We start from the raw sequence: 13,833 nt of genomic DNA, 5'->3' as shown, positions 1-13,833 counted from the left end.
TTCAATCTTGTTTATCGTCGGATACTTTAAATTCGTTTTTCTTTACATTTTCCCACGGATCTGTTTTAGAGTGCGGTGATACGGCTTTGTAGCCAAGGCGTTTGCGCGCCTCCATCGCATATTCGGCGTCTTGGCCGTGGTCAACGTATTTTAAGTGTGTAGAAGAGAACGTTAATTTACCGACATTCTCCGGAAGCATCAGTTCGTCATACTTCTCTTTCGTCAGCTTTGGAGAATTGCTTTGGGCTTTTTTCACCCAGCTGTTAAAGTCTTTTTGCGTAACGGCTTTTACGTTGAATTTCTGGTCGGCAAAGTGTTCGCCGGTGAAGTTCGCGTTGCGGCCTTCATATGTTCCCACTTTGTCAGCCTGTAAGTATTGATCCATCAGCATTCCCGCCATCGCGTATTTTTGTCCCCCAAGCTGAGGAATCCATAGCGACGCCATTGAATCGGCTGAAGAAATTTTAAATAATACCGGACGGTCTACAGGAATGTTCAGGTAATTTACCGTCTCAATATCCTGCTCAGGGTAGCTGAATACCCATTTCCAGTCTACCGAAGTAGCATAAACGACAAGCGGTTCTTTATCCTTAGTCGCTTCAGGCGCTTTTTCTAACGAATATATCGTCTGTACGGTAGGCACAGAAAGTGCAATGACAATTAAAATTGGGATCACTGTCCAGACTACTTCTAAGAACGTGTTGCCGTGCATCTCAGGCTTGTAATTTCCGCTGTCTTTGCCTTTGCGGTCGCGGTATTTCACTAAAATGATTGTAAATAGTACGAATACGACGCCGACAATGAACAGCATAAATCCGATTGACAAGAGAATCAGATCTTTTTGCTGGTCTGCTACAGGTCCTTTCGGATCTAACACGGAAATGTCGCTGCATCCGCCCAGTACGAAAACAACAGCCAACATCGCTAATAAAAGTAACGGTTTAAATGCTCTGAACAAGAAGATCACCATCCTTCCTATTGATGTAGTGAATCTGAAATGTACTTTCTCAAAATCTTTTCTCTATCTACCTTGTTATGCTATCAAAATCTGCCCTTATTAGCTTTATTTTTTTCTAAAGTTCATCTTTTTTTCGCCCTAATGTCACAAAATCGTCAAAAAATGCATGAACTTTTTTCACTTGCGTAAATCAAACATAAAAAGTTTTAGATCATTTAGCATATATAGAGAAAAAAGATAGTGAGAATGAATAATACCAAATAAAGGTTTACCACAATAAAAAACGCGGGTCAACAAAAAGTTTCATTTTGTTAACCATTCCATAAAGAAAATATTTTTCCCTTTGCTCTCACCTTTTCACACGGTTACCATTTTAACGCAACGCATAGGGAAAAAAAAGACCGGAACGCGCCTTGATATGTTCATTATAAAAAACACATTCATATGTTTAATATAGACAAAACGAAGGAATCATATAGGCATAAATAATAAAAAATAGGAAGTGATATTTATGAGTTTTATCGTATCTCTGATTGTTGCCATTATTATCGGCTGGATCGGAAGTTTATTTGTAAAAGGTAGTATGCCCGGGGGGATTATCGGGTCAATGATCGCAGGTCTGATCGGCGCATGGATAGGGCACGGCCTGCTCGGCACATGGGGCCCTCACCTTGCCGGCTTTGCCATCATTCCGGCAATCATCGGAGCGGCGATCGTGGTATTCTTGTTCAGCCTGATCGCCAGAAGCAGAGGATAAAAAAAAAGCCTCGTCCCTTAAGGGATGAGGCTTTTTTCAGGCAGAGCGTGCAAATGGCCGATAAACCGCCGGAAAGCCGCTCTGCCTTCTTCTGTCTGTTTAAAGACGCCGGCATGCTCCAATATCCGCGCAAAGACATGGCCGATTTCTTCTTTTAGAATCTGTTCCGCGTTTTCTTTCGTTACCTTCCGCTTATGCAGCACGCCGAGCGCCCAATCTTTATGCTTGGCCGCAGAAGGATCGGCCGTCAAGGCCGCATCCGGGTCCGGTGAACACAGCGCTTCAGCCGTGCGTTTCATCTCTTGTTCAAGACGCCCCGGCAGAATTGCCAGCCCCATCACCTCAATCAGTCCGATATTTTCTTTTTTCAGATGATGAACTTCCTGATGGGGATGAAAAATTCCCAGCGGATGTTCATCAGAGATGCGGTTATTTCTGAGGACGAGATCTAATTCGAATAAATCGTTTCTCCGCCGGGCTATCGGCGTAATTGTATTGTGCGGTGTTTCCCCTGAATAAGCGAGGATATCCGCCGCTTCATCGGTATAGCCGCGCCATGCCCGCAGGATGGTGTCCGCCGCGTCAGATAGCTCAGATGCGCTCTCGCTTTGCAGACGGATGACCGACATCGGCCACTTCACAATGCCCATCTTCGTCTTCGGATAATCAGGCAGCCTGTACCGGCTTTCTGTCTCCGCCTGCGCCATGGGAAATTCATGATCGCCGCCCTGAAAATGATCGTGGCTTAAAATACTGCCGCCGACAATCGGCAAATCAGCATTGGAACCGAGAAAATAATGAGGGTACTGGCTGACGAACGCCAGCAGCCTGTCGAACGTTTTTTTGCTGATCTTCATCGGTTCGTGCCGGTCTTTCAATACGATGCAATGCTCCCGGTAATACACATACGGAGAAAATTGCAGAAACCACTGCTCCTCGCCGAGAATCACCGGAATGACGCGAAGGTTTTGACGTGCGGGGTGATCCGGCCTCCCTTCGTACCCGACGTTTTCTTTACAGAGAACACATCTCGGATACTCGGATTGAGGCTGCTCTTTGGCGGCGGCAATTGCTTTCGGATCTTTTTCAGGTTTTGAAAGGTTGATCGTGATATCCAGCTTTCCGTAAGCCGTCTCAGCCGTCCACCCGATATTCCGCTGAATTCTGTCCGAACGGATATAATATACATCCTCTGAAAATCGGTAAAATGCCTTTGTCGCCTGCTCCGGCCCGTGCACCGCCTTTGTTTCTTCAAAGCGCCGGACAATCTCAGACGGCTGCGGGGCAAAGCAGCCCATGATCTTCGCACTCAGCAGATCGCGATATGTGTCTGTATCGGCTGCAATCCGGCCCGCCTTTGCCGCCCATTCGTAAATCGGGGCCAATATGTCCGGCAGAGATGCCTCTGATTCATTTTCCGTCCGTGCTGATGGCGCCGGATGGGTGATATGCAAAGTTTCATATAAACGGTTTCTTGTATATTCAATATCAAGAAAGGAAATCAGCTCTTTTTGCAGTCCGTACCGAATTAAACGTTCCACATGCCGCTCAATCGCCATCGTCATCCCCCCTTAGTTCTCTCGCTCCGGCTCCGATGTCCGCCGTGTAAAAATCAGCCTTTCCCCCGGTCTGTTCCTCATAGCGGGCGCCTGCCGTTTCAATAAAATCTGAAACCGCATCATCCTTGACGATACTGACCGTACAGCCTCCGAAACCGGCTCCCGTCATCCTTGACCCGACAACCCCCTCGTGGCGCCATGCCGCTTCAGCCAGTGTGTCCAGCTCAAAACTTGTCACCTCGTAATCATCGCGTAACGAGAGATGCGAATCCCTCATTAATTCACCGATATGATGAAGCTGATTGTTACTGAACATGCCGGCCGCCTTTTTGGTGCGGTGATTTTCATAGACGGCGTGTTTCGCCCGGCGTCTGTTCACTTCATTCTGAATCAGCTCCGCATGGGAATCAAAAGCGGAGGGAGACAGCTCCCCCAGCGACTGAATGGAAAGGTGCTTCTGCAGATCATAAAGCGCTTCCCGGCACTCCTTGAGCCTCGTATTATAGCCTGAGTCTGCAAGCGTCCGTTTTTTATTGGTATTCGCAATCACGATCGACAGTCCCGACACCCCGAGTCTAATATATTCAAAGGCGAGCGTTCCGCAATTCAGCAGGATCGCATGATGTTTCTTTCCCATCCCGACGGCGAATTGATCCATAATGCCGCAGCTGACGCCGATAAAGGAATTTTCCGCCGCTTGAGCCAGTTTCACCAAATCGGGCATATCTGCATCAAGCTCATGACATTCCTTGAGAATGACCGCCGTGACAAGTTCAATAGAAGCTGATGATGACAGCCCTGCGCCGTTCGGGATATTTCCCCAGAATACAATATCGAAGCCGTGCGGAAGGGAAAAACCGCTGCGGAGGCATTCCGCCATGACCCCTTTCGGATAATTGGCCCACCCGTCCTCTTTCTGATAGCGGATATCATCGAGACTGCATTCTTTTATGCCTGCTTCCTTAAAATTGTGAGAGTACATTCTGACGAGCCTGTCCCCTCTTTCTCTGACGGCTGCATATGTACCGATCGTCAGCGCGCACGGAAAGACGCAGCCCCCGTTATAATCCGTATGCTCCCCGATGAGATTCACTCTGCCGGGCGCAAAGAAAAGACGCAGGCCTTCCGATTCCCCGAATACATCAGCAAACGCTTTCTTTATTTTGTGTTTCATACGCATCCCCTTTCACCGTTACTCTTTCCCCCCGGGCGCGGAAAGAAACCGTTATGACACGCCCCCTTCTTTCGCTTTTCTGAAAACAATCCACTTGCTGGCAGCATAGTTGACGACTACGATGATGACGTTATCGGCGATTTTCGCCAACGTTTCATTCATGTGAAATTGACTGACCAAAAGAATCATCATCGCGAGATCTATGCCGAGAGACAAAACCCGCACGCTGAAAAAGGCAGTCAATTCTTTCATCAGACTCCGCATCCCCGCAGTTTTTTGCTGAAATACATACAGTTTATTCGTGACATATGCAAATAGAACGGACAGAACCCAAGCGGCGACGGTCGCCGCCTTGTAATCCATCTCAAATACCGCCGTCAGAATGTAAAAACTGACGATGTTCACGATCGTCGTGAACACACCCATAATGATATACATCATAATTTCTCTGTAACGCATGGCAGTTCCTCGCTTTCTGAAAAACTTTTCTAAACCTTTTGTCAAATCAAGAAGAACGTTCCCCTGATTTTCTGCCGCTGACAAAAACATAGAGCGCGTCAAACATGCTGCGGAACGTAACGGGCCTTCCCAGCACATTGGATTGCTTGATCATCCCGTCGATGAGCGCGCACATTATTTTAGCGGTATGCTCGGTATCTATATGGTCTTCTATTAAATTTCTCGATTTGAGCCAATTTATGTACATGGCGCTTTCTTCTATCCATAACTTATACAGGCGGATATACGCTTCATATTCACTGACGACTTTGTAAGTAGGCATATGAACGGCAAAAGACACCACATTCCAGGCAGGCTTGCTGTTTACAAACCGCATCAACAGGCTTGCTGTGCTTGCCGCGGCTTCACAAAGCGTCAACGGCCGCGCTGTTTGCTTTTCTATTTCGTCGAGATAGCCCGTGATGATCCTTTTTTTAATCTGACGCCTGTCTAACAAATGCTTCAGAAAATCTTCTTTGCTTTCAAAATGAACGTAAAACGCACCTTTGCTGAAACCCGCCGCTTTACTGATGTCATCGATTGAGACTGAATCGTAAGCTCTGTCAATCAGGAGATGAAGGCCTGCGTCAATAAAACTTTCAAATGTTTCTTCTCTCTTAATTTGAAATTTGTTTTTTTTCATTTTTTACCCCAGCTGTTTGATCATTCACTTTATCTTACACCGAATCATTCTTTTGCGGTATTTTTTATACAAAAAGAATATGCTAGTCGACGATCAAAGGGTAAATATTAATAGGTCATATGATTTATTTTTATTTACATACTATCCAGTCAGTATTTATTTGTTTATTATTATATGTAAGAATTCTTGAAGGATTTTGGTTATTTCAGTCATTTTTTTAGGGAATAGGTAGGTGAATTCATCTTCAATTTGGGATTACCGGCCAACTATGTGTGATATTTGTTACACATTGGCTGCTGTAGCTGGGCAAATCATTTTTTCAATTGGAGGTTCTTATGAAAACTCATGTAATGAAGAATATAGATCAAGATTGGCAATTGTTAATTCAAGAAGCTAGAATCATGGGTTTGCACATTGACGATGTAAGGCGATTCTTAAATACTGAGAAAGCGGTGAAGAAAAAAACATCAATGAAAAACACCATCCGCCAGCAGTAAGATTTACAGGCGGATCCTTTCACCCGAGTTTTCAAAGGAACACTGCCATCTTAAGAGGGGAATCAGAGTACAAAACCGTGAACGGACAACCATTCCCGCCCCATTCCGCTACCTGAACAGCCAAACATGGTGATATGAGATCCCCCCGCTGCATATCTTGTGTATTATGCCCATTTATGAGGTGATACACGGATGGATACGAATCCCTATTATGATGAAAAACAACAGAGCTACTACGAAGGCCTGAATCCTTATTTATTAAACAAAATAGACAAAAACTGGCGGACAGTGCTCGATGTCGGCTGCGGCACGGGCAATTTAGGCGCGGCGATTGAAGACCGCGGAATAACGGTTTACGGCATTGAAGCGTTTCCCGAAGCAGCAAAAAAGGCGGAAAGTAAATTGAGCCATGTGCTTTGCGGCGACATTGAATCCGCCATTCTTCCGTACGAATCAGAACAATTCGATTGTATGCTGTTCGGAGACGTTCTGGAGCATCTTGTCGACCCGTGGTCTGTGCTGAAAAAGCTTCGCCCGTATGTAAAAAAAGACGGCACGGTGCTTGCATGCATACCGAATGTCGGCCACATCTCAGTGGTGCTGGAGCTTTTAGCCGGCAAATGGACTTACAGGGACGCCGGGTTAATGGATCAGACCCACCTGCGTTTTTTTACCCGGGAAGAAACCCTTTCATTATTTAAAGCGGCAGGCTATGAGGTGAAACGCATTGAGGCGATCCGCGTTGATCATCCCTCTTATCACCGGGCCATCGCCTCATTGCACGAAGTATGCGTACAGCTTGGCATAAGACATGATTTTCTGACAGAAGCATCGGCCTATCAATACGTGATTGAGGCCGAGAGGAGCATGTAATGGATGCACATTCATTTCTGTTTGTCATTTGCGTGAATGATGAGTCGCTCTACTCCCGATGCAAAAACCATATTCTGAAGCTTACCGTTCCCCCTTCACATTCCGTTGATATCATGCCGATATACGATTCAGAAAGCATGGCCTCCTCCTACAACAAAGCGCTGAAACACCCTTCCAAATATAAAATTTATCTGCATCAGGATACATTTATCATTCATCAGCATTTCCTGCGAGACATGCTTCATATCTTTCAATCTCATCGTGAGCTCGGTCTTCTCGGTGTCGCGGGCTGCAAAACGCTTCCGCCGAACGGCATTTGGTGGGAAAGCGGGCACCGGATGGGGAAAGTGATTGAATACCGCGGGAATGCTTGCCATCCGCTTGAATTCGAGAACGGTGATGAAGACGGACTGTTTATGCCCGCTGACGCCATTGACGGATTGTTAATGGCCGCTCAATATGATGTGGAGTGGCGGGAGGATTTGTTTCGGGGCTTTCATTTTTACGACACATCACAGTCGCTCGAATTTCAAAAACACGGCTATCAAGTCGGCGTCGCCTGCCAGAAAGACCCTTGGTGCCTTCATTTTTGCGGTGACTCCTTTGACGCCGCGGCGTATGAAGCGGACAGACAAATATTTGTCCAACACTATATGGGAAAGCCCTCTTGCTGATGCAAAGAGGGCTTTTTACGGATTAACGTTTATTCAATTCCCGTTCAATGATTTGTTCAAAAGTTTCCTTTCCCGCAACGCCCGGGATTCTTTCATCGCCGATGATAAACGTCGGAACTGCCGTAATGCCGGCTTCCTCATAGGCATGGCGGAGCGCTTCCCGCTGCATGTCCCTGTACGCTCTTGTCTCAAGCGCCTCTTTGAACGCGACGCCGTCAAGTCCGGCTTCTTCCGCGAGCTTTGTCAGCACGTCAATGTCACCGATATTTTGTTCTTCCTGAAAGAATGCCTGAAAAACGCGTGTATGGTATTCGCTTCCTTTCCCATGTTCCTTCGCAAAATGAAAACCTTCAAACGCCAAATCCGTGTAGGGATGCGGTGATACGCGGGGGAATGTCATCTCAACGCCTAAAGACCGCGCCATCGGTTCAATTGAATTTTTCCACATCTGCCGCTTGGCGGGATCATTTACCGGATCAAGTTTCGGTGAGGGGCTCGGACGCAATTCAAACGGCATCCATTCCACCTGTACGTCCTTGTCCTTGATTGCTTCTTCAAACGCCGCTTTGCCGACAAAGCAAAACGGACATACATAATCAGTATATACTTTAATCTGCAGTGTCATTGTATGTCTCCTTTCCTTTTTATTTTATGTTGTAACAAAAATAGTTACAAGTATTTTTTAAAAACACCTTCCATATGGAAGGTGTCACGATTCCAGCAGCTTCTGGGCGATATATTCTCCTTTTTTACAGCCTCCGGGACAGGCGAATAAAGAAGAGCCGATCGTTTGTGTGTATTCATTCAGCGCATCCTTTGCCGCCAAAGCTTTCAGCATCGGGACAAATTGGCGGTCCGGGTCTTTTTGAAAGCTGATAAACAGCAGGCCTGCGTCAACATAGCCCGTCTTCGGGTCGATTCCGTCCGTATAAGAAAACGCCCGCCGCAGAATCTGTCTGCCGGTTGATTTCGCCACGCTGACATGCGAGTCGGCGGGAATTTGATTCAGCTTGACGGGATCAGTCTCCTTTTTTTGTCCGAAAGGAGCGCCCGAGCTTTTCACCCGCCCAAACGTGTCCTCCTGTTCCTTCAAGGATGAACGGTCCCATATTTCTAAAAACATTTTAATTTTCCTAAACGCCATGTACGTGCCGCCCGTCATCCAGTCAGGCTCCCCTGATTGAACCCAAACGATTGAATTCATCAGATTTTCATCCTTTGTGCTTTGGTTGCCGGTGCCGTCTTTGAATCCGAAAAGGTTGCGCGGGGTTTCGCCGTTTTTCCCGCCGCTTAAGAAACCTTTATTGAGAAAACGGACTTCACACACGCCGACAGCCTGTTTAATCAGATTGCGCACCGCGTGGAACGCCGTTTGTTCATTATCCGCACAGACCTGAATGACGATATCACCGCCGCCTTGTTTCTGATCGAGCTTGTCGTTTGGCATCGGCGGAATTTCAGCGAGGTGCTTCGGTTTTTTATCCTTCAGCCCAAAGCGGTCCTTCCCGTCTTTTTCAAAAAATCCGGCGCCGAAGCCGAAGGTAACAGTTAAATTCGCCGGTGCCAGATCCTGCGACTCCCCGGTATCCTGCGGAGGCATATATTTATTTTTTTGCTCGCCTGACAAAGCGGAGCCTGAGGTCAGCAGCTGCGTCAGACTGGTCCAATTTCTAAAGAGGGAGATGACATCAGCTTTGTTGCTTGACTTGACATCAAGCGCCGCAAAATACACATACGTCTGATGCGCCGTTGTGATCCCCGCTTGGTGCTTCCCGTAAAAAGGAACGATTTGATCATTATCACTTTTTCCTTCACTCTTCTTTGAAGCGGTGGCCGCCGGTTTGAAGAGCGGAGCGAGTCCTCCGAGGCCGCTCGCTCCCACAGCGACGGCGGCGCCCGCTACGGCGCCCCACTTCAGGACATCCCGTCTGTGGATCTGTTTTTCCTTGTTTTGTTCATCGCTCATGCTGTGTCATAACTCCTTTTAAAGCACATCGGCAATCTTCGACATGGTTTCAGAAAGGGCCGTCAGCTTCGTGCTTATCTCTCTGATTTGATCTTTACTTAATTTATCATAAGACGTATACGAATGATCGCCTGTTTTGTATTTCGACATCAAAACTTCAAATTCACTGAATTCCGTATCAAGTTTTTCGGTGACGCCGGAATGATCTTTCACAAGCGCGCTTTTCACTGTTTCATAGACAGCTTTTGAGCCTTCGACGTTGGCGGCCAGATCTGTTAAATCAATCCGGGAGTAACGTTCTTCTTCACCCGTGATTTTTGAGATGCCCGCTTCATTCAGAAGCTCCATGGCGCCGGCGACGATTTGTTCAGGCGTCAGTTTGAGAGAATCGACAGAACCGTCAAGCTCCTTCACATCCTTTAACAGGACGGAGGCCGTTTCTTTTTCGCCAGAAATCTGATTGTCCTTCCAGAGCGCTTTTTCAAGCTTGTGGAAGCCCGTCCATTTGCCGCCTTCTTCCACATCATTTTCTCTGGCATCGATTTTCGGATCAAGCGTGCCGAGGCTTTCGGCAATCGGTTCAATTCGCTCATAATAGACGCGCGCCTTCGGATAAAGTTGTTTCGCTTGATTGATGTTCCCCGCCTTGACGGCGTCTGTGAACGCTTCGGTCGATTTTACAAGCTGATCGCTCTGTTCTTTGACATATATTTTATAATCACCAGCTGCTTTCTTGAGCTGGTCACCGGCCTTTTTGCTGCTTTTTCCAGCGCCCGTCAGCTCCTCCAGCGAGGCTGTCAGCGATATAGATTCCGATTTAATCTTCTCTGTATCAGGCTTATCTTTTTGTGCTTCTGTATAAATCGGCTGCAGGTGCTTTTCGATATCCGTGTATTCAAACGGATAATCTCCGCGGATTTTATTTTCAAATGAGAGCCAGTAGCTGTTCAGTTCTTTTCCTTTTTGCTGAATGCCTTTCCGGTCTTGTTTTTTAACGGATTCATTCAGTTTGGTCAGAATATCCTCCATTTTGTCCACTGATGTTTTGATGTCCTGTTTTACACTGGTTTTTTCGGCTCCTTTGTCAGACGCTGACTGCTGAGCGCCGCAGCCCGAGCACAGAGCGAGGAGTAAGCCGGCTGATAAAGCCGCTTTCCGGATCTGTTTCATTTTGCAACTTCCCTTCTATTCGATTTTAATTTTACGGCTTCCATGATGAGTGCTGCGGCTAAAAAGCCAATGATGAACAGCTGCGGAATGGTGCTGAAAACCGACGGATAGATGCCGAGAAACGATACCGACGGAAGCCAGCTTTCAGCGTCAGACGGGAGAATATCCGCCAGCTGCAGGCTGTGGATGCCCGTACCGAGAAATTTCACGCACATATACAAAACGACGGCCATGGACAGCAGAAAGAACGGCTTTAACGGAATCCGCATTCCGAGCTTAATCATGAGAAAACCCGCTGCCGCAAGGATCAGCAATCCCGCTGCGGTTCCTCCTATTAATTCGGTAAGCGGCAGCTTGCCGACGAGGCCGATAAAAAAGATTACCGTTTCAAGCCCTTCTCTGACGACCGCCAAAAAGGCGATCAGCGCGAAGGACAGCAGACTTCCTTTTTTAAGCGCCTGCGATTTTTGTGTGTTGATTTTTTCCCGCCATTTATCCATTGAAGCGTTGCGGTGGAGCCAGACGCCGACAAACAGGAGCATCACGGCAGACAGAATGCCGGTCACGCCGCCGAGCAGAAAATTGTTTTCTCCGAAAATGTTTGAGGAAAACAGCAGTGTGACGCCGACTCCCGCCCCGAGAGAGACGAGCATGCCGAGTGACGCTCCGCCCCAGATCCAAGCGGATGAACGGGTGACCCGGGCTTTTTTCGTCATCGTCAACAGCGCGCCGATCACAAGAAGCGCCTCCATTCCCTCCCTTATCGGGATAAGAGCGGCGTCCAGCCAGCTGTAGCTGCTTGACGCAATCGGCTCAAGGAGCTGAATCATTTCGTCAATATGTTTAACGGCCTGATCCGGGCGGTTTTCGGCTTCCGCCTTCATGAGCGCCAGATTCTCTTCTGAGGTTGTGTAGGCCGTTTTGGATTGGGACACGACGTCTCCTTCGACAGCCAGCCAATTCGTGACAAGCTGATCGATTTTTGCTTGGGCTTCAGCGGTTTGGCTGCTTTTGATCAGCTGTTTCGTCTCTTTTAAGCTTTGAATATAGGCTGAGAGTGTAAGTCTTGAGCTCCCGCCGGCTGCGCCTTTTAATGTGACGGCCTGCCGGTAGGTTTCTAAATGGGACCCAAGCTCAGAAAGCTCCGCCTGTACCTTTTTTGTGTCTTTATTAAGCAAAGAAAGTGAAATCATTGCGATATTGGAGTTCATTTTTGAATAGGAAGATAGATTTTCTTTTTTAATAGCAGGCTCTTCCTTTTTCCATACTGTTTTGAATTGTGAAAATGTTTTTTCGGCGGATTGCAGGTTTCCGTCCTTTGCAGATTGAATCATTTGCTGATTCAGGCTGATAAGTGAAGCGATGGGATCAGCGCCTTTCGCCACGGCAGAAGAACTGACTATGACGAGCAGGCTGAATAACATGAAAGCAAGCTTCCGTGCCATCATGCACCTCCTGTAGTTGAAAATGATTATCATTATATATCATAATCATAGTCCGATCTCGGCCTTTGTCAATAAAAAGTTGCGCATACAGAAAAAGGCCGTCCTCCCCGGACAGCCCTTCTGACAGAAACATGTCAGCTTTTTGCTTTGGAACGCTGAATTTCTTCAAAAAATCTGCGCGCCGCCTCTTTTGGATCATCGGCTTGGCTGATGGCGCTGATCATGCTGACGCCGTCAGCTCCCGCTTTAATGACGGGCGCCGCATTCGCCGCCGTAATGCCGCCGATTCCCACAATCGGTATGGTGATGCCCTGAAGCCGCACTTCTTCAATCAATGTAACGCCCTGCACAGCTTCAGCATCTTTTTTCGTTTCGGTCGGATAGACCGGGCCCATTCCGACGTAATCAGCTCCGGCAGCTTCCGCCCGCTTCACCTCGGAGACATTATGCGCTGATACACCGAGAATCATATCACCGATTGCCGCTCTCGTTTCTGCAGCGTCTGCGTCATCCTGGCCGATATGCACTCCGTCCGCCTTAAGGCGCAAGGCCAATTCAACATCATCATTAATGATGAAAGGAATGCCGGCCTGTCTGCAGACATCCTGCACCTGCTTTGCAAACAGGACACGTTCCTCTCCTGTTAAAGAACCGGTCCCCTTTTCCCGAAATTGAAAAAGCGTAGCGCCGCCCTCTATGGCTTTTTTCACTACAGACACGGGGTCTGCATCAGTATTATTTGATCCCATAATAAAATAAACCGATAACATATCCTTCATCATTTCCCGAGAAATACGCGTCATTTTTCTGTCATCCTTTCAATTGCAGCAAGCTCGGCCGCCTCTTGTTCTGAAATGCTTGCCAGCTTGTTTAAAAGCTCAATCTGGAAGCTGCCCGGGCCCTTGTGAGACGTGTCTAAAGCAGCAAGCTGAGCGGCGCTTCCGTATACAGAAACGGCTGAAACGGCCGCTTGCAGAATATCCTGGCCCGCTGCGCAGAAGGCTCCGATTACAGACGTCAGCAGGCATCCCGCCCCCGTCACCTTCGTCAGCAGTTTATCACCGTTATGAACGGCGTATGTGTCGGTGCCGTCAGAGATGATGTCAGTTTTTCCGGTAATCGCAATGACCGTTTTCAGCCTGCTTGCAGCCGTCTTGGCGAGCTGAAGCGCGTCTCCTCCGCCTTCCCCGGCATCCACGCCTTTTATCTTCCAATCGGATGCGCCGGCAATATTGGCGATTTCCGCGGCATTTCCGCGAATGACGGACAAGCGGACTTCCTGTATGATTTTGCGGGCTGATGCCGTCCGAAACGGCGTGGCGCCGGCGCCTACCGGATCAAAAATGACCGGAACGCCGTTTTCGTTGGCTGATTTTCCCGCGGCGATCATAGCTTCAACCGATGCCGGACTGAGGGTGCCTATGTTCAGGACGAGCGCTCCGGCGATTTTCGCCATGTCGGCGGCCTCCTCAATTGCATAAGCCATAACGGGCGATGCGCCGAGCGCGAGCAGGCCGTTAGCGGTGAAGTTCGTGACAACGTTATTGGTAATACTGTGAACGAGCGGGCATTGCTCCCGCACTTTACTCAAGTGTTGAGCTGCCGTTTGTGCATCCATG

At 47.9% G+C, this 13,833-nt stretch carries 15 protein-coding genes; 4 read left to right on the top strand and 11 right to left on the bottom strand.

The features are described from left to right. Position 1: 1 nt before the first annotated feature. Positions 2–967 (bottom strand): cytochrome aa3 quinol oxidase subunit II, encoded by a 966-nt coding sequence (qoxA, locus tag ACQE26_RS05530; RefSeq protein ID WP_095241275.1) that lies wholly within the window; start codon positions 965–967, stop codon positions 2–4. A 502-nt stretch (positions 968–1,469) separates the two neighbouring features. Between qoxA and ACQE26_RS05525 the strand changes: the two genes are divergently transcribed. Then, a complete protein-coding gene (locus ACQE26_RS05525) occupies positions 1,470–1,715 on the top strand; it encodes a GlsB/YeaQ/YmgE family stress response membrane protein (RefSeq protein WP_014419187.1) in 246 nt (81 codons plus the stop codon). Between the two features lie 17 nt (positions 1,716–1,732). Here ACQE26_RS05525 and galT read toward each other — a convergent pair whose 3' ends face one another. From galT to ACQE26_RS05505, 4 genes are all read right to left on the bottom strand, one after another. Further along, positions 1,733–3,274, bottom strand: a complete 1,542-nt coding sequence (galT, locus tag ACQE26_RS05520) for a UDP-glucose--hexose-1-phosphate uridylyltransferase (RefSeq protein ID WP_500470904.1) — start codon at positions 3,272–3,274, stop codon at positions 1,733–1,735. Then, the gene (locus ACQE26_RS05515) at positions 3,264–4,448 is read right to left on the bottom strand and encodes a galactokinase (protein ID WP_060963971.1); all 1,185 of its coding nucleotides are present in this window, start codon (positions 4,446–4,448) and stop codon (positions 3,264–3,266) included. The genes galT and ACQE26_RS05515 overlap by 11 nt, the downstream gene beginning before the upstream one ends. A gap of 51 nt (positions 4,449–4,499) precedes the next feature. Continuing rightward, positions 4,500–4,886: a GtrA family protein gene (locus ACQE26_RS05510; RefSeq protein ID WP_032864817.1), complete on the bottom strand. Its 387-nt coding sequence runs from the start codon at positions 4,884–4,886 to the stop codon at positions 4,500–4,502. A 67-nt stretch (positions 4,887–4,953) separates the two neighbouring features. Beyond that, positions 4,954–5,589 (bottom strand): TetR/AcrR family transcriptional regulator, encoded by a 636-nt coding sequence (locus tag ACQE26_RS05505; RefSeq protein ID WP_438420901.1) that lies wholly within the window; start codon positions 5,587–5,589, stop codon positions 4,954–4,956. A gap of 335 nt (positions 5,590–5,924) precedes the next feature. Between ACQE26_RS05505 and ACQE26_RS05500 the strand changes: the two genes are divergently transcribed. The 3 genes from ACQE26_RS05500 (at position 5,925) to ACQE26_RS05490 (ending at position 7,633) form a co-directional block, all read left to right on the top strand. Then, entirely contained in the window at positions 5,925–6,086 is a 162-nt protein-coding gene (locus ACQE26_RS05500; RefSeq protein WP_060963969.1) for an anti-repressor SinI family protein, read from the top strand. Between the two features lie 192 nt (positions 6,087–6,278). After that, positions 6,279–6,959, top strand: coding sequence for a class I SAM-dependent methyltransferase (locus tag ACQE26_RS05495; RefSeq protein ID WP_095241153.1), 681 nt, complete (start codon positions 6,279–6,281; stop codon positions 6,957–6,959). Continuing rightward, positions 6,959–7,633: a glycosyltransferase family protein gene (locus tag ACQE26_RS05490; RefSeq protein ID WP_500470903.1), complete on the top strand. Its 675-nt coding sequence runs from the start codon at positions 6,959–6,961 to the stop codon at positions 7,631–7,633. Before ACQE26_RS05495 ends, ACQE26_RS05490 begins: the two co-directional genes overlap by 1 nt. Before the next feature lie 22 nt (positions 7,634–7,655). Here the strand turns inward: ACQE26_RS05490 and ACQE26_RS05485 are convergent, their stop codons facing one another. The 6 genes from ACQE26_RS05485 to thiM form a co-directional block, all read right to left on the bottom strand. Further along, positions 7,656–8,258: a DsbA family oxidoreductase gene (locus ACQE26_RS05485; protein ID WP_438420904.1), complete on the bottom strand. Its 603-nt coding sequence runs from the start codon at positions 8,256–8,258 to the stop codon at positions 7,656–7,658. Between the two features lie 84 nt (positions 8,259–8,342). After that, positions 8,343–9,599: an iron uptake transporter deferrochelatase/peroxidase subunit gene (efeB, locus tag ACQE26_RS05480; protein ID WP_500470902.1), complete on the bottom strand. Its 1,257-nt coding sequence runs from the start codon at positions 9,597–9,599 to the stop codon at positions 8,343–8,345. Between the two features lie 18 nt (positions 9,600–9,617). Further along, positions 9,618–10,769, bottom strand: a complete 1,152-nt coding sequence (efeO, locus tag ACQE26_RS05475) for an iron uptake system protein EfeO (protein WP_500470901.1) — start codon at positions 10,767–10,769, stop codon at positions 9,618–9,620. Further along, positions 10,766–12,214 (bottom strand): ferrous ion permease EfeU, encoded by a 1,449-nt coding sequence (gene efeU, locus ACQE26_RS05470; protein WP_500470900.1) that lies wholly within the window; start codon positions 12,212–12,214, stop codon positions 10,766–10,768. The genes efeO and efeU overlap by 4 nt, the downstream gene beginning before the upstream one ends. A gap of 134 nt (positions 12,215–12,348) precedes the next feature. After that, positions 12,349–13,017, bottom strand: a complete 669-nt coding sequence (gene thiE, locus ACQE26_RS05465; protein WP_500470898.1) for a thiamine phosphate synthase — start codon at positions 13,015–13,017, stop codon at positions 12,349–12,351. Further along, positions 13,014–13,832 (bottom strand): hydroxyethylthiazole kinase, encoded by an 819-nt coding sequence (gene thiM, locus ACQE26_RS05460; RefSeq protein WP_438420908.1) that lies wholly within the window; start codon positions 13,830–13,832, stop codon positions 13,014–13,016. Before thiM ends, thiE begins: the two co-directional genes overlap by 4 nt. Position 13,833 lies beyond the last annotated feature (1 nt).

It is taken from the genome of Bacillus sp. 5RYD7K, from assembly GCF_059831465.1.
This window is presented reverse-complemented; position numbering and strand designations above follow the sequence as displayed.